The organism is Allosphingosinicella deserti (assembly GCF_003012735.1).
In the GTDB taxonomy this organism is placed as follows: Bacteria; Pseudomonadota; Alphaproteobacteria; order Sphingomonadales; family Sphingomonadaceae; genus Allosphingosinicella; species Allosphingosinicella deserti.
On sequence record NZ_PXYI01000006.1, the window covers coordinates 1 to 23,453 of the forward strand.

The window sequence follows — 23,453 nt, forward strand, 5'->3', positions numbered from 1 at the left end:
TTGCCGACACGCTCAAGGGTGGTCTCGGCGACGACATCTATCTCACCGACGGCCTGGATAGCATCATCGAGGCGGCGAATGCGGGCATCGACGAAGTGCGCACGAGCGTGTCGAGCTTCACCCTCGTCGATAATCTCGAGAACCTCACCGGCACCGGGAGCGTCGGGCAGACGCTCATCGGCAATGCGCTCGCCAATCTGATCACCGGCGGGGTCAGCAACGACACTCTCGACGGGGGCGCCGGCAACGACATCCTCGACGGCGGCATGGGTGCCGACGCGCTCCGCGGGGGCGCGGGCAACGATCTCTACTTCGCCGATGCGGGCGACGTCCTGACGGAGGGCATCGGTGCAGGAACCGACGAGGTGCGCACGGCTGCGGCCAGCTTCACCCTGATCCCCAATATCGAACATCTCACCGGCACCTCCAGCACCGGCCAGGTGCTGACGGGCAACGGCATGCAGAACAGGATCACCGGAGCCGGCGGGAACGATATTCTGTACGGCGTGAGCGGCAAGGACGTCCTGGACGGCGGAGCAGGCGACGATGTGCTGGATGGCGGCGCCTTCGCCGACACCCTCAAGGGTGGTCTCGGCAACGACATGTTCGTCTATCGTTCAGCCAGCGACTCGGCCCGGGGCCAGAGCGACGTGATAAGCGACTTCACCCTGGGCGACAGGATTTCCCTCAATCCGATCGACGCCGACGGCAATGCGGCGAACGGTAATCAGGATTTCCGCTTCGTCGGCGCCGCCAAGTTCAGCGGATCGGCCGGCGAACTCCGCGCCTTCGCCGACGTGTCGCAAGCGGGAACCTGGTTCGTCGAAGCCGATACGAACGGCGACCGGGTTGCCGACCTGGCAATCACCGTCGTCACCCAGGCCGGCCACCAGTTGAACGCTGCCGACTTCTGGTTCTGACCGAGAGCTGCGCCGGGCGCTCCTCATCGGTCCAGAGAATGATTCACGTCTCAGGTCGAAGCTTTGCGCTCCGACTTGAGACGATCAGGCTTTCGGCGCCCGGTGTGGCGGCACCCTGGACTTTGGCCGCCCCGGATCACCGACCCGGCACTTTGTCGCCCTTTCCCCCGTCTCGCAGGTAGGGCATTGTCCCACGGTGGGACATGGTCCTGAGTCCCGCGTGGAGCATTCTCGTCGACGAACCGTTGAAGGGATGCGGGGCGACAGGCTAGCGGGGGCGTCGACAGGGTGATAAGAAATTGCATCGCGCGCCAGTCGCGCGGGCTCCGGGTGGGGTTGGGGAGCGTTGCTTTGACGGGCCTTTGGGGTGTTGAGGTCCATGAGCGAAAACTCTGATGCCTCCTGTGAGATGGCGTATCCGGCCGTGTATCGGCCCATTGTTGAGGCGACTGGGTTGAAGCGATCCGATCCTATTCTTCGGGCGCGACTTGGCGGCATACAGACCGCTCGAGTAACCCGTTCTCAACTCGCTCAGATGATGCTCGAAGATGTGCAGGATGCTCGTGCCGGTCTCCTGTCCGTCCCTCGGGTTATCGTCGCATCGAATGGCTCGGTGATCGCGCGCTATCATTCCGATCCGGGTTTCGCAGCGCTGATCGACGCCGCCGACGTGATCGACCCCGACGGCATGCCGCTCATCCTGGCCACGCGGCTGCTCTGGAAGCGTCCTTTGCCCGAGCGGGTGGCGACAACTGATTTCATCCACGATGCCTGCGAGATCGCCATCAAGAATGGTCTTCGCTTTTATTTCCTTGGCGGCAAGCCGGGCGTAGCGGAACGCGCCGCCGAGCGACTCCGGACGCTGCATCCCGGCATCCAGATCGTTGGAACTCGGCACGGCTACTTTCGCCCGGACGAGGAGGAGGAGGTCTGCGAGGCAGTGCGCGAGACGGGTGCCGACGTGCTTTGGCTCGGGCTCGGCAGCCCAGCCCAGGAATCGTTTGCCGTTCGACGCCGTGCATCGCTCGCCGGGGTGGGCTGGATTCGTACCTGTGGCGGGCTGTTCGATCATTATACCGGCCTGGTTCCACGCGCACCGAGGTGGATGCAAAATGCGGGCCTCGAGTGGCTGCATCGATCGATGCTGGAGCCCGCGCGACTTGGGGTTCGCTATTTGCGCACCAATCCCGCGGCGGTCTGGCATCTGCTGACCAAAAGCCGGGAACGCGGCTGAGGAGGCCGGGCTGCTGGGCTTCGTTTCTTATGTGGTGCGGCTCGCCGGTCGGCTCACCGAGCGCCGCATCGGCGCGCGAGTGCTCGTCGGCATCGGGCTTTCGATGGCCGCTCTTCTGGTGTTGTTCGTCGTTCTCGTGGTCGGCGCACGCGCGCCCGTGGTTGCCGGCCCACCGGTCGCCGCTGCGCATGACGGCCGCCCGGTGCCCGGCGAACAATATCTGTGGCGTCCGGTGGCGATCGGCGGCGGCGGGTTCATTACCGGGATGTCGATCGACGACAGCGGCCAGACGATGGTCGCCCGGGCCGACGTCTACGGTGCCTATCTGTGGCAGCCGGAGGCCAATCGCTGGCGCCAGCTGGTCACCGCGCAATCGATGCCCCAAGCCGAAGTGCGCCAGAATGCTCTGGCGGACGGAGTGTACGAGATCGTCGTCGCGCCGTCGGATCCGCGGCGCATATACCTGGCCATCAAGGGCGGACTCTATCGATCCGCCGACCAGGGCAAGACGTGGCAGCGCGGTCGTCTCGACGGTGCGACACGGCTGGCGTTCGATGCCAACGGAGAGTTTCGCCTCAGCGGGCCCTTCCTGGCGGTAAGCCCGTCCAACCCCGATCTCGTGCTGTTCGGATCTCCCGAAAACGGCGCCTGGCGAAGCATCGATGGCGGCACGACTTGGTCGCTCGTCTCCGGCTTGCCGAAAGGCACTGATCTCAGCCCGAAACAAGGCCTGCAGACCGCCGGCGCCAGCTTCTGGTTCGAACGACGGGGCAGCGGTGCAGGACGGATCTTTGCGATGTCGCCGGGCAACGGCCCATATGTCTCGACCGACGGAGGTGCACGCTTCGCGCCGCTGCCGTCTGCGACTCCAGGCCCGCGCCGCCTGAAGCAGGGCAGCTTCGCCGCGGACGGCAGCTTTTTCGGCGTGGATGACGAAACCCGCAAGATCTGGCGCTACCGGGACCATCGCTGGCAGGATCTAAGCGATCGGCCCGGCCTGTCACCGCGCGCCTATGCAACCATCGCGATCGATCGGAAAAGCGGACTGGTCCTCGTTACCGACCAGGGCGGACGCAGCTTCGCGGGCACGCCGGACGGCGAATCCTGGTACCGTGTCGGGCGCGACGTCGAGGTCGGCAAAGGCGATCCGCCATGGCTCCATGTTGCCGACAGCGGTTACGTCGCGACAGGCGCGATCGTTGCGGACCCCCAAGTGACGGGGCGCTTCTGGATTGCGTCCGGTGTAGGACCAATGGTGACCAATCTCGGCAAGGGTCAGCGATCGATGACCTGGGTGACCCAGGTGCGCGGGATCGAGGAACTTGTCGCCAATGATGCCATTCAGCCGCCCGGCGGATCGCCTTTGTTCGCAGCGTGGGATTTCGGGATCCACGTCAAGGACGATCTGAATGCCTTTTCGACTACGTACGGCCCCAGGGAACGGGTTCTGATCGCCGCGCAGCAGATCGACTGGAGCCCGGCCGATCCCCGGTTCATCGTTACCAACGCTTCGGATACGCGGACGTCCTGCTGCTCTGAGGATGGCGATGCCGTTCTCGCCGGCTACAGCAGCGACGGAGGGAGAACCTGGACGAAGTTCCCCAGCCTGCCGCAACCGCCGGGCACGCGCGGGAACGATCCTTGGCGGATGTCCATGGGAATGATCGCCGTGTCTTCGAACAGCGTCGACAACATCGTCTGGATGCCGACTTATTTCCGATCGGCTTACTACACGCTGGATCGCGGGCGTTCGTGGAATCGGGTGATTTTGCCGGGCGAGAAGCTGCCATTCACCGGCACCCATGGCCAATGGTTCATGCAGCGCAAGGTGCTGGCGGCGGACCGCGTCCGACCGGGCACCTTCTACCTCTTCCACAGCGGCAACAGCCGCAATCCGGGTCTCCGCGGCCTTTGGCGAACCACTGACGGGGGTGTGCACTGGCAGCGCGTGTTTCGGGGCGATATCGCTCCGGCGAACAGCGCAGCCGCCAAGCTGCGGGCCGTTCCCGGCAAGGCCGGCCACCTGTTCTTCACCTCTGGCGTGGATGGAGCGCAGGATACGAGGTTACGGCGGAGCATCGACGGCGGCCAGCATTGGACCGTGCTGGATGCGGTTGACCATGTCGACGACATTGCCTTCGGCAAAGCGGCGGCTGGAAGCCGCTATCCGACCCTTCTCCTGGCGGGCAGGATCGGCGGCGAGTACGGGATCTGGAGATCGACGGACGAAGCGCGCAGCTGGCAGCGAATCGGCGCTTTTCCGCTCGGTTCTCTCGATCAGATCAGTGTCATCGGTGCCGATCCCGACGTATTCGGGCGCGTCTATCTTGGGTTCAAGGGCTCCGGGTGGATCTACGGCGAGCCTGCGCCGTGCGGGGCCGCGGCTGTGACGCCCACACGGGAATGCTATCGTGTCCGATGAGATGATGACGGGTCGGCAACGAGCCGCCCGGGCGATGGTGCGGGTACCGGCGCGTGAAGCCGCATCCGCGCCGAGCGCATCGGCGGGGATCGGTGCCGCTTTGGTGTTCAGCCTCGGCATCACCTTCAACGGCCTCAACAGCAGCATTGGCAATGCGATTGCGTGCATGCTCGCGGCCGGCGTGCTGATCCTGTTGCTGGCGCTCTGGTCCGCCCCTGCCTCCTTCTGGCGCCAGGGAGTGCCGGTGATCGTGCTGGTCGGCGCGGGCGCGGCGTGGGCGGCATTGCCGGCCTGGGCTCCCAATTGGGGAGGCTCCACAGCATTGGCCCCGGATCTGATGACACCGCCGCTGCTCGGGCTGGCGGCGCACGTGACCGCCTTGTTGTGCGGCGCGAGAATTGCAGCGCGGCGGCAGAATCTTGGCCACGTTATGGATGCGCTGATCCTGTTCGGTTGCTTGAACGCTCTCGTCGGGCTCGCTCTGCGCGCCTGGGGCGCCGATCTTGCTTTCGAGCTGTGGCGCGAGCGGCCCGATGCGCGGTTCACGGGCACGCTCAGCAATGCCAATGTTGCCGGCGTCTATTTCGCGATGCTCGCCGTGCTCGCCTTCGCGCGTCTGATCCAGGCAAGGCCGAGCGGAGGCTTTGCGCGGGCCAGATCGCAAGCGGCCTTGGCTCGGTTCTGCGGCTATGCCGCGGCCCTGACGATGCTGATCGGCGCCTGCGTGATCACCGGTTCGCGTTCCGCCAACGCCGCCGCCGTCGTTGCGCTGGTGCTGCTGCCGCTATGGCGGACCCTGCGACGACGGGGCGCGGAGATCTGGTTTGGGCTGGCGGTGTCCGCGGCGGTCGTCGGCCTCGTCGCCTTGTTCGGTCTCTCCGATCTGGTGCTCGACCGGCTGGCGCTCGCATCGAGCGAGTTCGCGCTGCGAGTATTGATGTGGCGTCATTACGCCGGGCTGGTCGAGGCAGCGCCTCTCCACGGCTACGGCCTCGGTGTGTTCCCGATCCTGAATGCATATGCCCTGCCCGATCCGCGCACCGCGCAGGCGCTTTGGATGGTCAATTCGGCGCACAACCTCTTCCTGCAGCTGCTGCTGCAGGGGGGGCTGCCCTATCTGCTCCTGATCTGTCTTGCCGCTGGCTGGGTCGGCTCAGGAATCGTCGGTCAGGGCAGGCGGAGCCTCTGGGCCGGTGGTTCGGACGCGTTGGTGGCTGCCCTGTTCGTCGTGTTCGCCTGTTCGATGATCGATATCGTGCTGGACGTGCCGGGTATGGTCAGCCTTGCGATGTTCGTGGCGGGGCTGGCGTGGGCGCCCGGTCGCGGCCCCAATCGGAATCCTCGGATCGGACTGCGTGCCAAGTCAGCAGGAACGGCTGGTAAGCTGGGCTGACGCGCATCAGGCGGAATATCGTTGTGCGCTCGTGCGGCCGCAGCCGCACGTACCAGATGGCCTCCGCGACAAGTCGGTCCCGCGCGGGACCCGGGAGAAACTGCCAGCACCACAAGCCGGTCTCGATCCGCCAGCGAGCGATGTCCTTGACATAGGGTGAGCCTCGGTAGCTCTCATTCAATGCGGTTGCGACTGCGGACATCGAGACGGGATTCTCCAACGTCCGGGCGTAGGCCTCCACGGTCGCCTCATCGCCCCAGATCGGGCGGGCTGCGCGGGCGGCCTCGAGATCGCGCCTCGCAATGCTCCGAAGGCGTCGCGCATCGCCAGTATCGGACGAGACCTCCGCGGCACGCAGGAGGTACATGGCGCGCAGCAGCTGGGCTCGTGGAATACCGAGATTGTTCTCGACGGGAATGCCGGGGCTCGGCTCTCCCCGCGCCAGGGCGCTCTGCTGGCGGACCAGTAACGACGTCCAGCGATCGACGTCCAGCTCCTGACGTATCGAAAGCACGGCAAGCACAATCAGAAGCGCGAGCAGTGCGATCGCGGCGTAGCCGGAGTAACGGATTAGCGGAGGCGTGCGCGGAATGGCCGGCCGCGCCCCTGCGCGGCCGGATCCGAATTCATTCCGGCTGATAATAAGAGCCGTACTTCTTGGAGTAATACATGCCGCCCAGAGCCTCGGCGGATGGATCGACCATCGTGAACAGAGCACCGACGGCGTTCGCGCCATCGCTCCGCAGCCAACCCAGGGCCGAATCGATCGGCGCTGCTGGGGTGGAGCCCCATTTCACGACCAGGATCGTCGCATCGGCCATCGCTGCGAGAGTCCGTCCGTCGGCAAGGCCGACGAGCGGCGGCAGATCGAGAAGGATGGTGTCGTAATGCGGCGCCAGCGCCCCGAGCAGGGTCTTGAAGCGATCGGCACCGAACAGATCATCGGTGGCAAAATGCGGTGCCTTGACGAGGATGACGTCGAGATTTTCGACGCGATCCTTGACCACCGCCTGGTCTGCCGTCGCGTTGCCGTTGAGCAGCTCGATCAAACCGGCAGATTCACCCGCTGGGACGATCAGCCGCATCGCCGCGCGGCGCAAATCGCAGTCGATCAGCAAGGTTCGTCCACCGCTGAGCGCCAACACGCGTGCGAAGGCAGCGCAGGTCGTCGTCTTGCCCTCGTCAGGAAGTGCCGATGTGATCGCGATCACCTTGGGCGGGGTCACGCCCCGCGTGCCGAGCACCGCAGCGCGGGCGATGCGCAGCGATTCGGCGTAAAGCGACGCCTTTCGATCGACCACCAGGTCCGCCGGCGAGGCGCTTTTCACCCGCGGCAATGCGGCGAGCACCGGAATGCCGAACTGAGCTTCGAAGTCGCCGACGCTCCGAATGCCCGAGACGAGCAATTCCTGTACGATCACCGTGGTGCCGCCGGCCGCAAGCGCAACGATCAGCGTCAGCGCGAGCAGCAGCGGGCGATTCGGCGAGGTCGGCTTGATCGGCGAGACGGCGCGATCGACGATCGTGGCCTGCGAAATCTCGTTGCGCGAAGCCTGGCTGCTCTGCAGCGAGAGTTCCGCCGTCTTGTCGTAGGCAGCCCGCTTGCTTTGCGCCTCCCGCTCCAGGCTCTCGGCGGTCGCGGAAGCGCGGGTGTTGCGCGCCTGCTGACCCTCGAGCGTGCGCAGAGTTCCGCGGAGGCTTTCGGCGCGCGCCTGGGCAGCGCCCGCGGCGGCCTCGAGCGAACCGACGGCACGCTGCGCCTCGGCCTTGATCTGCGTGTCGAGACCCGTCAGCTGCTCGCGAATCTTGACGCTTTCGGGGTGGCGGTCGCCGTAGCGCGCGGAGACTTCGCCCATGTTGCGGAGCACCTCGGCCCGCTGGCGACGCAGGTCGGAGATCACCGGGGAGCTGCGCACTTCCGAAACGGCGTCGAGGCCGCCGCGGGCGATCTGGGAACGTGCGGCGGCCAGATTGGCCCGTGCTTCTGCGGCTTCCGACTCGGCCGTCGCGAGCTGCGTCGAAAGCGGCGCCACCTGCTGATCGGCGATGGTCGTGCTGCCCTGCCCCTGCGCGACGATGCCGGCCTGCGCCCGATACTGGGCGACGGCCTCGTCGGCGGCGCGGACTTCGCGTCCAAGGTCTTCGAGCCGCTGACGGAAAAAGGCCGCCTGCCGTTCCGCAGTGCCCATTCGGCTGCCGACCTTCGAGTTGATGTAGGTCTCGGCGTAGGTGTTCGCGACCTTGGCCGCCTTGTCGGCGTCGTTCGCCTTGAAGCGGATGTTGATCACATAGGTCAGCCGGTCGCGCCCGACGGTGAGTTGCCGCTGGACCTTCCCGGCAACGGCACTGATGCGCTCTTCATTGCTCAGCGGCGGAGCGCCCTCGGCCGGGTTGATGCCGCGCGTGAACTCCGGATCGTTCTGCAGATTGAGCTGCTTCACGACCTGTCGCGCCAATTCCTCGGAATTGAGCACGGTCACCTCGGTTTCGATCGCTTCGGACGCCAGACTCGCAACGTCGCTGGACGCGGACGAAAGCGGGTTTCGGCTGGGATCGATCTGAATCCGGGCGACCGCCTCGAATTTCGGTGTCATCAGCATGATCAGGGTGGCGCCGATTGCAACCACTGCCGCCGTGACCAGGAACAGGGTCAGCCAGCGGCGGCGAACCATGTCGCGAAGCGATCGCAATGTGTCCGCCAGACGGGCCTCGTAGCCGACGACTTCGGGTGCTCCATCCATGTCAATTCTCTGTGCTGTGCCGGGACGCGACATAAGCATAACTCACTCCTGGTCAGCGCTGGAACACCAGCGAAACGTCTGCACGAAATTCGTTGAGCGACCCCTGGAAACCGGTGCCGTCTCGATCGCGCTTTGCATAATCGAGGCGCAGGCGCGTGCTCATGATGGGCGACATCAGAAATTGCGCGCCGCCGCCGATGCGATAGACATCGTTGGATCGATCGGACCGGATATAATCCTGGTGCGCGTAATCTGCGGACGCGTTGAGGATCAGGTTGCGAAGCAACTCGTGATCGACCCGCAACTGAAGCCGGTTGTTGTAGAAGGAGCCGATCGTACTCAGATTGGAATCCTCGATCGTGCGCTGCGCGCGCACCGACACCGTGGTCAGCTCCGACAGGAAATATTCGACCTGCGCCTCCACGGAGAGGCCGCCCTCGTTGGGATAGAGCGCGTTGTCGTAATCGCGGTGGGTGTAGCCGACCCCGACCGATCCGCGCATCAGCGCCGAAAGATCCATGTTGACGCCCGCGATCAGGCGATAGCCCTGGGAATCCCGGTTGGGTTGGCCATTGAGCAGATTCCGGTCATATTCCGTGTCGGAATAGCTGGCCTGGACGAAGGTCGCGAAGCTCGGCGAGAGAGCATATTGCACCTGCCCGACGACGCTGTTGATGATCCGGTCACGATCCGACTGATCAAGGCGCGTGCCGCCGTTGGTGAGCCCGCGGAAGTCAAATTCATTTCGTGCGTAGGCGAGCGTCGTGCGGACACGGCCAAGCGAATACTGGCCGCGAAGGCCCTGCATGTTGTAGACGTAACTCGATACGCCGGTGATCAGCGCCTCGCCGTCGTTCGAAAACGGCGTTTCGTAGATTTTGCCGGCCTGAGCCTCGGCCGTTACCGACAGCGCATCTCCGAGATCGGCCCGGCCGAGACCGCGCAGATAATAAGCATCCTCGTTGCGCAAGGTCGCGTCGAAGAAGCGCCGGAACTGCGCGCCCCCGGCCAGGCTCAACGCGTGGCGGGACCAGTCGGATTGCGCGCGAACCGAGGGCGCAAGCAGCAGGTAGCCGTCCGATTCGCTGCTGCCTTCCGAAAGATAGACATTGTCGGTGAATCCGGTGCCGACCTCCGCACGCGGATAGACGAGAAAGCCGCCGGCGCGAATGCCGAGAGCATCGTAGTCGGGCCGCGGCCGTTCGGTGACGCTGACGTTGCGGTCACGGTCGTAATCGAACGGGATGGCTTGGGCGATGATGCCCGATTCGGTTTGCGCCATGGCCGGGGCGGCGGGTGCGAGCACCGCGGAGGATAACAGAAGCCACTGAAAGAACTTGGGACGCATCGCGCTCACTTTATCGAAAAGGCCATGGGGACGTGCAGCCGAACGGCAGCCGCGGTGCGTCGATGCTCAATCGGTCGAGTAGTTCGAGCCGCCGCCACCGCCGACACCGATCACGGGCGACGCCCCAAAGCCGGCCGGTGCGCCGCCGCTGCGGCCCAGGCCCGCCGTACCGACCGGCTGGCACTCCAGCAGCGCCTGCCGGGAATTGGCGAGCGCCTGGCGAACGTTGCGCGACAGGTTCGGAGTCTTGGAATACTGGTTGATCGCCGTCTCGACGGCGTCCGACGGAGCGTTGACCTGGCTGAGCGCGAACGTGATCGCAGCCTCTGCATCCTCGCTGGAGGCATTGGACGACAGAGCGCCGACTTCACGGGTGAGGGCGGCAACCACCTGCTGGACCGCGCGAGCCGTCTCCTCGGGGCGCCGGACCGTCGCTGTCGCCAGCTTGGGGCAGTTCGCCTGAGTGATCGGGCGAACCTTGCGAACCGCCTGCGCCTGCGCGGACGGCGTCATCCCCACGATCAGCAGCACGGCGGCTGCGGCCGCTTTCGACACGTTCTTGCGATCCATCTCTATTCCCCTTTGTTTCCCTGAGGACGCGGCCTCGGGACCTATCGTTATCAAAAGAAGCGTTCGCCCAGACGGATCGTGTCGCCCGGATATACCTTGAGGTCGGGCGTGAGCTTGAATGGCTCTTCGACGTCCGTGCCGAACTTGCGGATGAACACCACCTTCTTCTCCGCCCGAGGCGTGAAGCCTTGCGCGGTGGCGATCGCGTTCAACACGGTAAGACCGCTTGCATACGGATATTGACCCGGCGACTTCACCTCGCCGAGAATGTAGAAGGGGCGGTAGGCTGCCACTTCCATGCTGACCTTGGGCTCCCGCAGATAGCCGTCGGCGAGCCTGGTCTCCACGACCCGGGCGACTTCGGCCGGGGTCTTCCCGGTCGCAGGAATGTCGCCGATCAGCGGAAGCGAGATATTGCCGCTGTCATTGACCGCGAACTCACCGGAGAGCGCGGCTTCGTTGAACACGTTCATCTTCACGCGGTCGCCAACGCCGAGTCGATATTCGGCATCGATCGCAGTGGCCGCCGCGACTCGCTCGCCCGGAGACACGACCGCCGAAGGCGAGCAGCCCGCGAGAGCCAGGACGCAGCAGATCATGGTGAGAAGTCGAGAAGCCACAGGACCCCCTAAAAATTGTATTGTGCAGTTGCGAGATTTTGTGTGCAAGTGCGAAATGTACAGCAGGAGGCGGCTGTGATCAAGGCGCCGTTAACCGTCCCGTTGCGAGACACAAGATCGATTGAGCCAGAGCGTGCCTGCTTTCTGGCCGGGTTGTTTGAAGTTAAGGCGCCGGTTTGGAGCGCGGCTAAGCGGGCGTGTGTCGCCCGCCTAAGGGAAAGCCGGCCTCAATCCCCTTGCGCAGAGGAGCACGTCCGATGGTATGGGTGGAGAGATCGGGCGCAGCGGGTCCGGCGTGGGGGATAGCGTGAAAGATCAGGTCGGTTTGGTCCCGGGAGGTGGGGCCGCCATCGCTGCGCCGCAGCAGAGTCGATCCGGCGAATCATCGGCGGCCGCTGGTGCCGGCCTGCTGATCGGGATCCAGATGCTTCGCGGCTGCGCGGCGTTGCTGGTGATCCTCGCTCACGCCAATCTGATGATGCGCTACCCGCGCTACTTTCACCAGAGTCCGTTCGACATCCGCGAAGCCGGCGTGTTCGGCGTCACCGTCTTCTTCGCGATCAGCGGCTTCATCATCGCGATCGTCTCGCTCGACGGGGATCTGCGGGCGCGTTTGACGATCCGCGATTTCGCCTGGCGCCGATTCGTGCGGATCATGCCGTTTCTCTGGCTTGCCGTGATTGGCTACAACATCCTCACCTATGTCGGGACCCGGGACATCGAATGGATGAACGCGCTGCGCGCGCTGGTCATCTGGCCGGTCGGGGGGCTGAAACCCAACGTCATCTGGTCGCTGCGTCACGAACTCATATTCTACGCCTTGTTCGCGGCCACCTTGATGGTCGCAAGGCAGCGCTGGTGGTTGCTCGGCGCCTGGTTCCTCGCGCCTTTGATCGTCGGGGTGTCGATGCCGCTGATCGCGGGGCGTCAACTTTCTGCCGGTTCGACCGGCGAAGAATTCCTTCATGTCCTGTTGATGGGCAGCGACAATGGCGCCAATCTGCAGTTCGGCGCCGGCTTCCTTTTAGGCATTCTTTATCTGAAGCGGCATGCATGGCTTCAGCCGCGGCGGGTCGGCGGACTGGCGACCGTTCTGGGGGTGGTTGCGGCCGCGACGATCCTGGTGGAAGCGATGGACATGCCGGTCGGGCTCGCGCGAAGTTGCCTGTGGACGATGCTTGCCGGCGTGATCGTCTGGATCGGCATTGTCTGCGAGCGGTCGCCGCGCTGGATCGAACGGATCGGAATCCTCCTCGGAAATGCCTCGTTCGCCATTTACCTCACGCACAATGGCGTGCTGCTGACCGCGTTCGAAGCAGCCACCAAGCTCCGTTTGCCGTTGCCAACGGAATTGCTGTTCTTCGTCTTCGTTGCGCTTGCGACAGGGGTCGGACTGATCGTCCACCTGATTGTCGAGAAGCCGCTTATCGCCCTGTTGTCGCGGCGCCGGATTGCTCCGTGGCAGCGGCAGAACCGCTGATATCCGCGGCCGACAGAGGGCGCCGATACCGGAAGAATCGGTTGAGCGGCGCTTCGACGTATCGATAGACGATGATCCCCGCCACGATGCCGGAGCAGGCCGACGCGACCATCGCCGGGTATAGCAGGGCCGCCGGCAGGCGGTGCGCGATCGCCGTGACCGCTCCGACCGCGAACATGTGGAACAGGTAGATCGAATAGCTCGCGTCGCCGATGTAGAGGAGGGGGCGTGGTACCGAGACGCCGCGGCCGTCGATCACGGAGACCAGCAATGCGATGTGCAGCGTGCAGGCGATCGAAAGCCAGAGCTGGGTGGTGCGATCATGCCGGATCGCTTCGAACATGCTGGCCATCACGCCGAGCAGGACGAAGCTCACGAGCAGGGCGATCCACATCCAGGCGGTTCCCAGGCGGATCGGCCGATAAACTGCGATCATGCCGAGCAGGGTGCCGAAGATGAAGCCGATGGTCGCCACTTGCGTATAGAAAGCGGGGATCGCCGCCGTGAAGGGATGGACGATGCCGAGCAGGATCAATCCTCCAAGGATGATCGTGACGCAGAATGCGCGTTGCGCCACGCCCAGTGCGAACAGCGAGGCGAAAACCAGATAGAAGAACATCTCGTAATTGAGTGTCCACCCCAGCCGGAAGAAAGGCCAGATATAGCCTGAGCCCGCCGGATCATAAGCGGGGATGAACAGCAGCGATTTCAGCATGTGCCAGCCGTCGAACACCGTCCGCTTGAACGCTCCGGGAGCCGCAAGCGTCGCCGCGGCAAGCACAAGATTGGCGATGTAGTAAATGGGAACGATGCGCCTGATGCGGCGGCTGAGAAAGGCCGTGGGGCTGAACGTCCCACGTCCAGTGGTGAGCACCATGATGTAGCCGCTGATCACGAAGAACAGAGTGACACCGTAGGTCGACAGCAGGTTCCACGCTCCGTGAGTGCCTCCGCTGTAGTGACCGGAGGCGTGACTGATCACCACGGCGCACGCCGCTATGGCGCGTCCGAGCTGCAGACCATCGAGGCGCGGCACCGCCGCGCCGCCGGTGGGCGGAACTGTCATTATCGTCGGACTCGATGTGCTCACGGGCGGCGACTCTCTCACTCGGCTGGACCCCCGATGCATGTCGTAGCGCGGACTCGCACCGAAATGGAGCATTTTTGTGCGCTGCGGAATAACTCGTCCTCTCGTGGGAGATACACGAACGGTCGAAAATTGTGCAGTTGCTAATTGTAGTGCGGTGCGGCATTCGGCAAAAAAAGGGCCGTAACGGGGGAGTGGTAAACGTAACGGGGAAGGGGGGCGTGTTTTGCCTGCTCGATCGGTAATGTTCTTGGTTTCGCATTCTTCCGCCGGTGGGGCCCAGGAGATCTGGGCGAATCTCGCCGAAGGGTTTTCCGAGCGCGGCTACGATGTGGTCCTGGCGGCGCTCTATCCATTCCGGGCGACCGTTCGGGAATCCGCGGCGCACCTGCCGTGGAACTATATCGTGCCGAAACGGCCTTCCGGGCCGCTTGCCGCGCTGGGCCTGTTGCGTGCGCTCGTAGCGCGACTGCGGCGCGATCGGCCGGAAATCGTGTTCACGGCAATGCCGGCGGCCAACGTACTTGCCTCGATCGCAGCGCGCCTCGCGGGATGCGGGACCCGCGTCGTGACTTCGCATCATTCTCCGGCGGAGACGCACAATCCCGCCCTCAATCTGGTCGACGGAGTTGCCGGATCGCTGAAGAGCGTCAAGGCGGTGGTCAGTGTGTCGAACACCGTGGCAGCGTCGCTGGACGGAAAACCGGCGCCGTACCGCCAGCGTCGGTGCACCATCTACAACGCCCTGCCGCCGCGGATCGAGACGCTGATCGAGTCGCTGGCCGAGAGCCACAGGCCGCGGCGGGTGCGAAACCGCCTGATCGTCGCGACAGGCAGGCTGGCACCGCAGAAAAATTATCCGCTGCTGCTGCGCGCGGCGGCGCACATGCCTGACGCGACCTTCAAGATCGTCGGCAATGGTCCGGAAGAGGAATCGCTGAAGTCACTCGCAGCGGAGCTCGGAATCGAAGACCGAGTCGCCTTCCTCGGCCATCGTCCGCGCGAAGAAGCTATGGCGATCCTGGCGGACGGCGACGTGTTCGCCCAGGTGAGCCTGTTCGAGGGGCATAGCCTTGCCCTGGTCGAAGCCGCCAAGCTTGGCCTGCCGCTGGTCGTCTCCGACGTTCCGGTGCAGATCGAAGGGATCACCGCGCGCGACGGAACGCGCTGCGGGCTGGCTGTCGGCACCCAGGATGCCGAGGGGCTCGCGGCGACCTTGCGGCGGCTGCTCGATGATCCCACCGAATATGCCCGCATGGCCGAATTGTCTGCGAAGCTCGGCAACGAGGCGAGCTATGCGGCGATGGTCGACGCCTACGAGGCGCTGGTCGCATGAGCGGAGCCGAAGCCGCCAATCCTGCCGAGGGACGGACGGGCCGATCGACATTGTTTTCGCTTCAGGCGATGCGCGGAATCGCGGCGCTTGCCGTGGTCGTCTATCACGCGAATCTGATTCTGAGAGAGCCGGTTTACGGCGGTATCCACGTCTTCGACACCGTGGCGTCGCGCGGGTGGACGGGGGTCAATTTCTTCTTCGTGCTGAGCGGCTTCATCATTCTCTACGCGCACGCCAAGGATATCGGCACGCCGGAGCGGGCGGGCCGCTACCTCTGGCGCCGCTTCGCCCGCGTCTATCCCGTCTACTGGATCGTCCTAACGGGCTTCATCGCGGGCTCGGCGGCGGGGTTCGGGCACGCCGATTTCAGCACCGCTCCCCTGCACCTGCTGTCCTCCTATTCGCTGCTGCGGCTTGTTCCCGTGCTCGATCTGCCGCTGCAGGTCGCATGGACTTTGGTCTATGAAGTCACCTTCTATTTCGCGTTCCTGATCGTCATCCTCAATCGGCGAATCGGATTCGCGTTGATCGCGGCGTGGACGGCGGCGGTGTTGGTCAACGGGCTGCTGCTCGCCGACACCGAGACTCCTTGGACTCACGTCTGGAACCTCTATTTCCTCGTCGGCGCCCTTGCCTTCGCTGGCTTCCAACGCATGAAGACCGCCAAATCGGGTGCGCTCGTCTTCGGCGCCGGCGCCCTCCTGCTTGCCTTCCTGTTCGCGACGGGGTTGGTCGAGCCGCGTCTTGCGCTTGGCCAAACGAAGCCTTGGCTCCTGCTCGCCTTGGCTTTCGGCTTTGCTGCGATCGTGCTCGGCAGTGTGGTATTCGAGAGGGCGCGGCCGTTGCGCATCCCTTCGAGCCTCATCCTGCTCGGTGAGGCGAGCTATGCGATCTACCTCGTCCATTCACCGGTGATATCGCTGATGGCAGCGCTGAACCTCCGTCTCGGCGGGAACATGCTGCCCGCCCAATTGCTGTTCTGCGTCATCGTCGTTGGATCGACGACGGCCGGGATCGTGGCTCATTTCATCCTCGAAAAGCCGCTGCTTCGTCTGATGCGGGGCTTGGAGCGCTCGCGGCTTGCCGGCGCCCCCGAGGTTCGCCGGGCGGAGGCAGGGTGAGATGGTAGGCATCGCCGGTCGGCCGGACAGATGGGCCTCGGTGCGCCGGGGGGCGTTCATGACCACCACCTTCTGCATGCTGTGGATGGTGACGATCGGCCTCAATCCCCTGTCCGAGAAGGTCAAGACCATCCCGGCCACGGGCGACGGCGATTTCGCGCGCCAGCTCTGCTACAGCCTCATCTTCATCGTTGCGTTCATCGCCTCCCGGCCGTTGACCCAGCCGCGAAACCTGTTCGCGCTGCCCCTCGGGATCACCATCGCGCTCGGCTGGTGCTGGCTGAGCCTCAGCTGGTCCGACGTGCCAGGGGTCGGCATGCGCCGCTTGATCCTGACCTCGATCATCATGTTCTCGATCTTCCGGTCGGTGCAGGAAATCGGGCATGAGCGGTCGATCGCGATGATCCGCCTGCTGCTGCTGATCACCCTCGTGCTCAACTACGTTGCAATCGTGGTCACGCCCGCTGCGATCCACCAGATCGCAGAAATCGGTGATCCGAACCTGATCGGCAACTGGCGCGGCGTTCTTCCCCAGAAGAATTTCGCGGGGGCGATCTGCGCGTTCACCATCATCCTGTTCTCGTTCGATGCGCAGAAGCTCAAGCCATGGCTGCGCGTCGCCGTGATCGTCGCGTCCTTGTTCTTTCTGTACAAGACGAAGTCAAAGACGTCGGAGGGTATCCTCGTGCTGGCGATGATCGCCGGCTGGATCTACACCCGCTACAATCCATCCTATCGTGCGCTGATCATCCCCTTGCTGAGCGTGGCCGGCTGCGCCGCCGTCCTCTACGTCGAGACGAACTGGGACGCGCTCGTCGAGCCGCTGCGGCGCCCGGATGCCTTCACCGGCCGGACGCAGATCTGGCCGCCGCTTGTGAATTACGCCAACGATCACCTGTTGACCGGCACCGGGTTCGGGTCCTTCTGGAACGTCGGACCGACCAGCCCGATCTACCAATATGCCGAAGGGTGGGTCACCGGGATCGCTGCGGGGCATAACGGCTATCTCGACATGCTGGTCCAGATCGGGCTTCCCGGCCTTATCCTCACGGTGGTCGCGATGATCATCTGGCCGATGATCCGCTTGCTGAGCAGCCGCACCGCGCCGCGGCAGACCGGGGCCTTGCTGCTGGCGGTGATCGTCTTCTGCATGGGGCACAATCTGACGGAGAGCAGCCTTTTCGATCGCGATATGGTGGTGCAGCAATTTCTCAGCTTCGCCGTCGCGATGATCAGTTCCGTGCTCGGAAGCACTTATGCCGTGCGTCGCACGCGTTCTACGCCGGTCCCGCGCGACGCTCGGATCGCGCATCCGCGCCCGATGGTCAGAGAGCCGATGATCAAAGAAAGGCAGGCATGACCAGCGTTCGCCTCCCTGCGCAGCTGCCGCTGCGGACCCGGGTGCGGATCGTGCCCCGCGAACGCACGACTCCCGCTCTGGTCGTGCTCGCCATCATGCTCATCCTGGTGCTGCTCGGGCCATACATCAACTACAAGCCTGCGCCGTTTACGGGTGAAGGCAATCCCCTGCGGCAGATGATCTTCTTCGGCTGTGCCTTCACCCTCGCCTGGGCGGCGCGTCCGCTGGCAAAGCCGGAACGACTGCTCCCGATCCCGCTGATCCTGGTCGTCGCACTCGGCTGGTGCTGGCTCAGCCTCACCTGGTCTGCGGTTCCGGACATCTCCATCCGTCGCCTGTTGCTGACCACGATCGTGATGTGGACGATCTTCATGATCGCCAAACAGGCGGGCTATCGACGCTCTTTGTCCATGATGCGATTGATCCTGGCCGGCATTCTCGTGGCCAATTACGTCGCGTCAGTCGGCTTTCCGCAGTTCGGCGTGCACCAGGCGGCGGATCTTGCGGACCCGGGCATCGTCGGATCGTGGCGCGGCGTCATGCTGCAGAAGAACTTCGCCGGTGCCACCTGCGCGCTGACCATTCTCCTGTTCATGTTCGATGCTAAGTCGATCCGGCCGTGGCTCCGCACGATCGTGATCGTGGCCTGCGCTTATTATCTGTTCCGTACCAATTCCAAGACGTCGGCAGGCATTCTGATCTTCTCGGCGTTGTGCGGCTACATCTACGCCCGCTACAATCCCGCCTACCGAGCGCTGCTGATCCCCCTGCTGAGCGTAATCGGCGCGGGCCTGTTCCTCGCGTCCGAACTCTATTGGGACGTCCTCGTCACGCCATTCTCGTCCAAGGATGCCTTCACGGGCCGGGTGCAGATCTGGCCCGTGCTGATCGAATACGCCCAGGATCACTGGATGTTCGGCTCCGGCTACGGGGCCTTCTGGAACATCGGTGGAACCACCCCGATCTACAATTATGCGAAAGGCTGGGTCACTCAGATCACCAGCGGCCATAATGGCTATCTCGATCTGCTGATCCAGATCGGCTTTCCGGGCATGCTGATCGTCATCATGGCCACTCTGATCTGGCCGGTTGCCAAACTGCTGAGCAGCCGCACGATACCGCGCTCGACGGGAGCCCTGCTGATCACCCTCCTGCTGTTTTCGGCGGGCCACAATTTCACCGAATCCAGCCTGTTCGATCGTGATCAGATCGTGCAGGTCTTCCTTACCATCGCACTGGCGTTCATCTGGCGCGAGACCAATCCGGCGACCAGCGAAACGATCCTGGAGGCCGGCGATGGGCGGTGAGGCCCCCGCGGTGGCGGTGGCGGCGCGCAGGTCCGGCGTGGGATCGGGCCTCTTGCGCTATGCGATGGCGGCGGTCGGTCCGGTGGCGGGCGCCGGCGCGCAATTCGTCCTTTCGCTGGTTCTGCTCCACTTGCTTACCCCTGCGGCGTTCGGCAAGTTCGCATTCCTTCTGGTGACTTCGATTTTCTCGGCAGGCCTGTGGTCGGCCCTGTTCTGCGCGCCATTGCCGGTGATCCTGAACCGGGGCGATGCGGCTGGACGAGCCCCCGCCGTGCGTGCACTCACGACCTTGTCGACGCTCGGCTCCGTTGTCGTGTTCTGCCTGTTCTCGGTTCTCGGGCTCGCACTCGAGGTCTCGCTCAGCGGCGCCCTGCTGTTCGGGGTTTACGCGGCGATGTTCGTGCTTCGCTGGTTCGCGCGCACGCACGCTTATGCGCATGATCGTCCGATCCGGGTCACCATCTCCGATCTCGTCTACAGTGTCGTGTTGCTCGGCGGCGTTGGCGCGCTCGCCATTGCCCGGGCCACATCAGTGGAACTCTGCTACGCGGTCATGGCGCTCAGTGCGGCGCTGGGAATGCTGCCCTTCGGCCGTGCCTATCTGCGCACGCTTCTGTCGATCGATCGCAGCGCCTTCGCGCATTATCGCCCGGTCTGGCGCGAGCATTCGAGCTGGTCGCTGGTCGGCGTCATTACCACCGAAGCGACGATCAACGCCCATGTCTACATCGTCACCTTGATCGCTGGTCCGGTCGCCTACGCGCCGATCGCGGCAACCGCTTTGATGATCCGGCCGATGGCCGTGGCCCAGAATGCGCTCGGCGACTTCGAGCGTCCCCGGATGGCACGGCAGATCGGTTCCGGTCGGATCGATGATGCGGGGAGGGCGGTGTTGTTCTTCCGAATGGTCCTGCTCGCCGCCTGGATCGCCACGTGCGCGGGGGCCATCATGCTCTTCGTCGTCGATCCGCACCTGGTGTTTCCGCGCGATTACGATCGATCCGTGCTGGCGATCGGGACCGCTCTGTGGCTCGCAGTCTCCGGGGTGCGGCTGGTCCGCACACCGGAGTCGACGTTGCTGCAGGCCGCCGGCGCCTTCCGTCCCCTTGCGCATGCCAGCATGGTGTCGTGCGGCATTTCGATCGTCGCCGTGCTGGTGATGCTCGTCGCTGTCGGCCCGCTCTGGTCGATTCTCGGCATTCTTGCCGGGGAGCTCGTCTTCGGCGGCTGGACGTGGCGGCAGGCGCATCGATGGCGACGACAAGCGGCGGCGAAGGCCCGGAGCGAGGACTCCGATGGGCAGGAGCCATCAATCCAAGCGGAGGACGCAGCGTGAAAGTAACGGTGGGGATCAAGGCGCTCAACGAGGAGAAACGGATCGCCGACGCGCTGGAAAGCGCAGTCGCTGCGGTCGCCCCGTTCGGCGGCGAGGTCGTCCTCGCAGACAGCGGCTCGACCGATCGCACGATCGAGATCGCGCAGCGCTTCCCGGTTCGTATCGTTCAACTCGCCAATCCGGCCGAGCGCTGCTGCGGCGCCGGCGCCCAGCTCGCCTTTCAGAGCGCCCGCGGCGAGTATTTCTATCTTCTCGACGGCGACATGATCATCGATCCTGGCTTCCTGCCGGCGGGCATCGCCTATCTGGAAGCCAATCCGGACGTCGCCGCCGTCGGCGGGCATGTCCGCGAGCGGAATACCCAGGGTCACGAATTCCAGATCCGCGCCAACACGGTGGCGAACGATCGCAACTGGGCTCCAGGGATCGTCGATCGCCTCGATTGCGGGGGTCTCTATCGGACGAGCGCGGTTCGGGAGGCAGGATGGTTCGCGGACCGCAATCTCCATGCCTTCGAGGAATTCGAACTTGCGTCCCGTTTGCAAGCGCGCGGATGGAAGCTTGCCCGGATCGACGTTCCTGCGATCGATCATTTCGGCCATACCGAGGATGGCTATCATCTGCTGCTGCGCCGGATCCGCTCGGGCTATTCGGGAGCACCCGGCGAAGTGCTGCGCGGAGCGATCGGGCGGCGCCACCTGCCGATCGTCCTTCGTCGGCTCGGCCATGTGCGCAACGGTCTTGCCGTGATGTTCTGGTGGCTGCTGCTGATCGTCGCGCTTGCCACGTGGCACCCGATGGTGCTGCTGGCCCTGCTCCTCGTGCCGTTGCTGTTCCTCTCCTGGCGCCGCGGCTCCCTGCGGCTCGGCCTCTACTCGCTGACCGCCTGGAACGTCAGCGCCGCAGGTCTCCTGGCCGGCTTCTTCCGTCGGCGGACGCCACCGGATCGGCCACTCGGCGCGATCGAGCTGAAGCAAGCTTGATGGCTTCCACCTACACGCAACTGGATCCATCGGTGCCGGACGTGCAGGCACCCCGACCGGATCGCAGCCCTGCGCGGCCGCACGGGCTGCGCATCGATATCCAGCTGCTGCGTGCCTTGGCGATCATCCTGGTTCTGCTCCACCATGCCCATGTGCCTTTCGTTCCCGGGGGCTTTCTCGGGGTCGATATCTTCTTCGTGGTGTCGGGTTACCTCATGACCGGGATCATCGTGCGGGAGCTCGAGGAGGGAAGGTTCACCTTCAAGGGCTTCTACGCACGACGGGCGCGGCGGCTGCTGCCCGCCGCTTACGCCACGCTGGGTGTGACTGCCGCGCTGGCGCCGTTTCTCCTCGACTATTGGGAATATCGGGATTTCGTCGCGCAGCTTGCCGGCAGCTTCGCCTTCGTGGTCAACGCGGTGCTGTGGCAGCAGTCCGACTATTTCAATTCGGGCGCCCATCTCAAGCCGCTGCTCCACATGTGGTCCCTGTCGCTGGAGGAGCAATATTACTTCCTGCTGCCGATCCTGCTGTTCTTCTGGCCCAAGCGGATGCGACTGCCGCTGACGATCGCGCTCACCGTGGTGAGCGCCGCAGCTTGCGTATGGCTCCTCCAGCGCAGCCCGTCGGCCAATTTTTATTTCCTTCCGACGCGCCTCTGGGAGCTGGGAATCGGATCGATCCTGGCGCTGCTCATCCGGCGCGACTGGATCAAGCCCGCCGCGATGCCGGTGCCCCGCCTCCTCGCCGCGGCGCTGCTGATCCTCGTGCCCCTGCTGTTCGACGAGCGCGGACATCCGGGGCTTCCCGCGCTTGCCGTATGCCTCGCCACGGCGCTGCTGCTCGTTCCCGGCCTCGATCTGCGCCCCTCTCGGCCTCTGGCGCCGCTGGTCGCGATCGGTGACCGGTCCTACTCCCTGTATCTCGTGCATTGGCCGATCCTCGCATTCGCGAACAACACCTTCATCCAGGCCGTTCCATTGTGGGTGAACCTCGCCCTGCTCGCCCCGATGCTGATCTGGATGGAGCTGCAATACCGGTTTGCCGAACAGCCTTTCCGCTCCATGCGGTTCGATGCCGGAAGGATCGCATTGCTGGTGCTTATCCCGATCGTCGTGCTCGGCGGCTCGTTTGCCTATCTCCGCAGCCTCGGCCGGCCCGATCCCGAACTCCACATCGGGAATACCGGGATCGGGGCAAGTTGCAATTCCAAGGGGGATTACGCACCGCGTCGGGAATGCCAGTCGTCCCCGAACCCAACGAGCCTGATCTGGGGCGATTCGTTCGCGATGCACATCGGGCCTGCTTTGGCGGAAAGCAGCCCGGGAGGCGTCGAGCAGGCGACTCGCACCTCCTGTGGACCGTTCCTCGGCCTTGCTCCCGTTAATGGTGAGCAGCAGACCGAGGACTGGGCCAGGCGCTGCATAGCTTTCAACGATTCCGTTCTGAGGTCGCTGGCGCGTTCGCCCGGCATCGACACCGTCATCCTGTCCAGCGCGCTCGGCCAATATGTGCCGGGTCAGGAACCGGGCTGGCGTGCGCTGGAGCGGCGAGGAGAAAGCTTCGTCGAACAGGCCCAATCGATGGAGCAGCTTCACGCTGCGTTGATCCGCACCGTCGCCGCTGTCCGTCACCTTGGAAAGAAGGTCGTCCTGGTCGCACCTCCGCCCTCGGCAGGTTTCGACATGGCGCGCTGTCAGACCCGCGAGAGCGAGGGCAAGCCGGTCATCGCGCCGAATGGCCGCTGCGACTTCTCGCGAGAGGATTATCTCGCCTTTCGAGCCCCGATCAGCCGCTTTCTTACCGAAGCCGGGCAGCGCGGGATCGTTCCGATCTTTTCGTTCGACGCAGCGTTGTGTGGTTCGGGAACCTGCCGGATCAGTGCCGGCGGGAAGCCGATCTATCGCGACCCGGCACATCTCAGCATCGTCGGATCAAGGGCGCTCGGAAGGGAGCTCCGAATGGGAGAGGCCGCACGGGCAATGGCGCGCTGATCTCTTGCGCCGGGGCATCTTGGCCTTCGGGATCAAAGGCCGCTTCGGACGTAGGGGCGCTTGGAGCCGGCCTCTTCGGGCGAGCAGAGAGTCGTCGCTGCGAGGCGTGCGAATCGTGCCAAGGGTGCGCCGAGCGGGACCGGAGTCGGCGCGTGAAAGCTGAATCCTGTTCCCGGTCCTTGCCGATGTCGCAAGAGGGGC

Annotated in this window: 17 protein-coding genes; 12 read left to right on the plus strand and 5 right to left on the minus strand. The window is 64.5% G+C overall.

The features are described from left to right. From C7I55_RS17585 to C7I55_RS17600, 4 genes are all read left to right on the plus strand, one after another. A partial coding sequence (locus tag C7I55_RS17585) for a calcium-binding protein (RefSeq protein ID WP_146151059.1) occupies nucleotides 1-920 on the plus strand: 920 nt, incomplete at its 5' end. Between the two features lie 613 nt (nucleotides 921-1,533). Then, nucleotides 1,534-2,154 (plus strand): WecB/TagA/CpsF family glycosyltransferase, encoded by a 621-nt coding sequence (locus C7I55_RS17590; protein WP_199192887.1) that lies wholly within the window; start codon nucleotides 1,534-1,536, stop codon nucleotides 2,152-2,154. 31 nt (nucleotides 2,155-2,185) lie between these two features. Then, nucleotides 2,186-4,576, plus strand: a complete 2,391-nt coding sequence (locus tag C7I55_RS17595; RefSeq protein ID WP_199192889.1) for a WD40/YVTN/BNR-like repeat-containing protein — start codon at nucleotides 2,186-2,188, stop codon at nucleotides 4,574-4,576. Next, nucleotides 4,566-5,969 (plus strand): O-antigen ligase family protein, encoded by a 1,404-nt coding sequence (locus C7I55_RS17600; RefSeq protein WP_106514338.1) that lies wholly within the window; start codon nucleotides 4,566-4,568, stop codon nucleotides 5,967-5,969. The genes C7I55_RS17595 and C7I55_RS17600 overlap by 11 nt, the downstream gene beginning before the upstream one ends. Nucleotides 5,970-6,595: 626 nt before the next feature. Here C7I55_RS17600 and C7I55_RS17605 read toward each other — a convergent pair. The 4 genes from C7I55_RS17605 to C7I55_RS17620 all read right to left on the minus strand — a co-directional run bounded on the left by C7I55_RS17605 (nucleotide 6,596) and on the right by C7I55_RS17620 (nucleotide 11,248). Then, on the minus strand, nucleotides 6,596-8,710 hold the full coding sequence (locus C7I55_RS17605) for a GumC family protein (RefSeq protein WP_158266473.1): 2,115 nt from the start codon (nucleotides 8,708-8,710) through the stop codon (nucleotides 6,596-6,598). Between the two features lie 52 nt (nucleotides 8,711-8,762). Beyond that, complete coding sequence (locus tag C7I55_RS17610) at nucleotides 8,763-10,058, minus strand: outer membrane beta-barrel protein (protein ID WP_106514340.1); 1,296 nt, start codon at nucleotides 10,056-10,058, stop codon at nucleotides 8,763-8,765. Between the two features lie 66 nt (nucleotides 10,059-10,124). Then, the gene (locus tag C7I55_RS17615) at nucleotides 10,125-10,628 is read right to left on the minus strand and encodes a hypothetical protein (RefSeq protein WP_106514341.1); all 504 of its coding nucleotides are present in this window, start codon (nucleotides 10,626-10,628) and stop codon (nucleotides 10,125-10,127) included. Between the two features lie 50 nt (nucleotides 10,629-10,678). Then, nucleotides 10,679-11,248: a polysaccharide biosynthesis/export family protein gene (locus tag C7I55_RS17620; protein ID WP_233222275.1), complete on the minus strand. Its 570-nt coding sequence runs from the start codon at nucleotides 11,246-11,248 to the stop codon at nucleotides 10,679-10,681. Nucleotides 11,249-11,555: 307 nt separating this feature from the next. On the opposite strand from C7I55_RS17620, the gene C7I55_RS17625 reads away from it, so the two are divergent. Then, on the plus strand, nucleotides 11,556-12,728 hold the full coding sequence (locus C7I55_RS17625; protein ID WP_158266474.1) for an acyltransferase family protein: 1,173 nt from the start codon (nucleotides 11,556-11,558) through the stop codon (nucleotides 12,726-12,728). On the opposite strand, the gene C7I55_RS17630 is transcribed toward C7I55_RS17625, so the two are convergent. Beyond that, on the minus strand, nucleotides 12,673-13,794 hold the full coding sequence (locus tag C7I55_RS17630; RefSeq protein WP_158266475.1) for an acyltransferase family protein: 1,122 nt from the start codon (nucleotides 13,792-13,794) through the stop codon (nucleotides 12,673-12,675). The two genes, C7I55_RS17625 and C7I55_RS17630, sit on opposite strands and share 56 nt — an antisense overlap. A gap of 265 nt (nucleotides 13,795-14,059) precedes the next feature. On the opposite strand from C7I55_RS17630, the gene C7I55_RS17635 reads away from it, so the two are divergent. From C7I55_RS17635 to C7I55_RS17665, 7 genes are read left to right on the plus strand one after another with little or no spacing between them, the layout of a single operon-like run. Beyond that, nucleotides 14,060-15,151 carry a glycosyltransferase gene (locus tag C7I55_RS17635; protein ID WP_106514345.1) on the plus strand — a complete coding sequence of 364 codons (1,092 nt, stop codon included), beginning with the start codon at nucleotides 14,060-14,062 and terminating at the stop codon, nucleotides 15,149-15,151. Continuing rightward, nucleotides 15,148-16,272 carry an acyltransferase family protein gene (locus C7I55_RS17640; RefSeq protein WP_106514346.1) on the plus strand — a complete coding sequence of 375 codons (1,125 nt, stop codon included), beginning with the start codon at nucleotides 15,148-15,150 and terminating at the stop codon, nucleotides 16,270-16,272. The genes C7I55_RS17635 and C7I55_RS17640 overlap by 4 nt, the downstream gene beginning before the upstream one ends. A gap of 58 nt (nucleotides 16,273-16,330) precedes the next feature. Next, nucleotides 16,331-17,632 (plus strand): O-antigen ligase family protein, encoded by a 1,302-nt coding sequence (locus tag C7I55_RS17645; RefSeq protein WP_158266476.1) that lies wholly within the window; start codon nucleotides 16,331-16,333, stop codon nucleotides 17,630-17,632. Next, nucleotides 17,629-18,939, plus strand: a complete 1,311-nt coding sequence (locus C7I55_RS17650; RefSeq protein ID WP_106514348.1) for an O-antigen ligase family protein — start codon at nucleotides 17,629-17,631, stop codon at nucleotides 18,937-18,939. The genes C7I55_RS17645 and C7I55_RS17650 overlap by 4 nt, the downstream gene beginning before the upstream one ends. After that, on the plus strand, nucleotides 18,929-20,275 hold the full coding sequence (locus C7I55_RS17655; RefSeq protein WP_106514349.1) for an MATE family efflux transporter: 1,347 nt from the start codon (nucleotides 18,929-18,931) through the stop codon (nucleotides 20,273-20,275). The genes C7I55_RS17650 and C7I55_RS17655 overlap by 11 nt, the downstream gene beginning before the upstream one ends. Next, a complete protein-coding gene (locus tag C7I55_RS17660; RefSeq protein ID WP_106514350.1) occupies nucleotides 20,272-21,258 on the plus strand; it encodes a glycosyltransferase family 2 protein in 987 nt (328 codons plus the stop codon). Before C7I55_RS17655 ends, C7I55_RS17660 begins: the two co-directional genes overlap by 4 nt. Beyond that, nucleotides 21,258-23,252 (plus strand): acyltransferase family protein, encoded by a 1,995-nt coding sequence (locus C7I55_RS17665; protein WP_106514351.1) that lies wholly within the window; start codon nucleotides 21,258-21,260, stop codon nucleotides 23,250-23,252. The genes C7I55_RS17660 and C7I55_RS17665 overlap by 1 nt, the downstream gene beginning before the upstream one ends. The last annotated feature ends 201 nt before the right edge of the window (nucleotides 23,253-23,453 follow it).

Coding starts and splice junctions, on each gene's coding strand:
- C7I55_RS17605 (WP_158266473.1), bottom strand. CDS start 8,710: ATGGATGGAGCACCCGAAGTCGTCGGCTACGAGGCCCGTCTGGCGGAC.
- C7I55_RS17610 (WP_106514340.1), bottom strand. CDS start 10,058: ATGCGTCCCAAGTTCTTTCAGTGGCTTCTGTTATCCTCCGCGGTGCTC.
- C7I55_RS17615 (WP_106514341.1), bottom strand. CDS start 10,628: ATGGATCGCAAGAACGTGTCGAAAGCGGCCGCAGCCGCCGTGCTGCTG.
- C7I55_RS17630 (WP_158266475.1), bottom strand. CDS start 13,794: ATGACAGTTCCGCCCACCGGCGGCGCGGCGGTGCCGCGCCTCGATGGT.
- C7I55_RS17635 (WP_106514345.1), top strand. CDS start 14,060: ATGTTCTTGGTTTCGCATTCTTCCGCCGGTGGGGCCCAGGAGATCTGG.
- C7I55_RS17640 (WP_106514346.1), top strand. CDS start 15,148: ATGAGCGGAGCCGAAGCCGCCAATCCTGCCGAGGGACGGACGGGCCGA.
- C7I55_RS17645 (WP_158266476.1), top strand. CDS start 16,331: ATGACCACCACCTTCTGCATGCTGTGGATGGTGACGATCGGCCTCAAT.
- C7I55_RS17650 (WP_106514348.1), top strand. CDS start 17,629: ATGACCAGCGTTCGCCTCCCTGCGCAGCTGCCGCTGCGGACCCGGGTG.
- C7I55_RS17655 (WP_106514349.1), top strand. CDS start 18,929: ATGGGCGGTGAGGCCCCCGCGGTGGCGGTGGCGGCGCGCAGGTCCGGC.
- C7I55_RS17665 (WP_106514351.1), top strand. CDS start 21,258: ATGGCTTCCACCTACACGCAACTGGATCCATCGGTGCCGGACGTGCAG.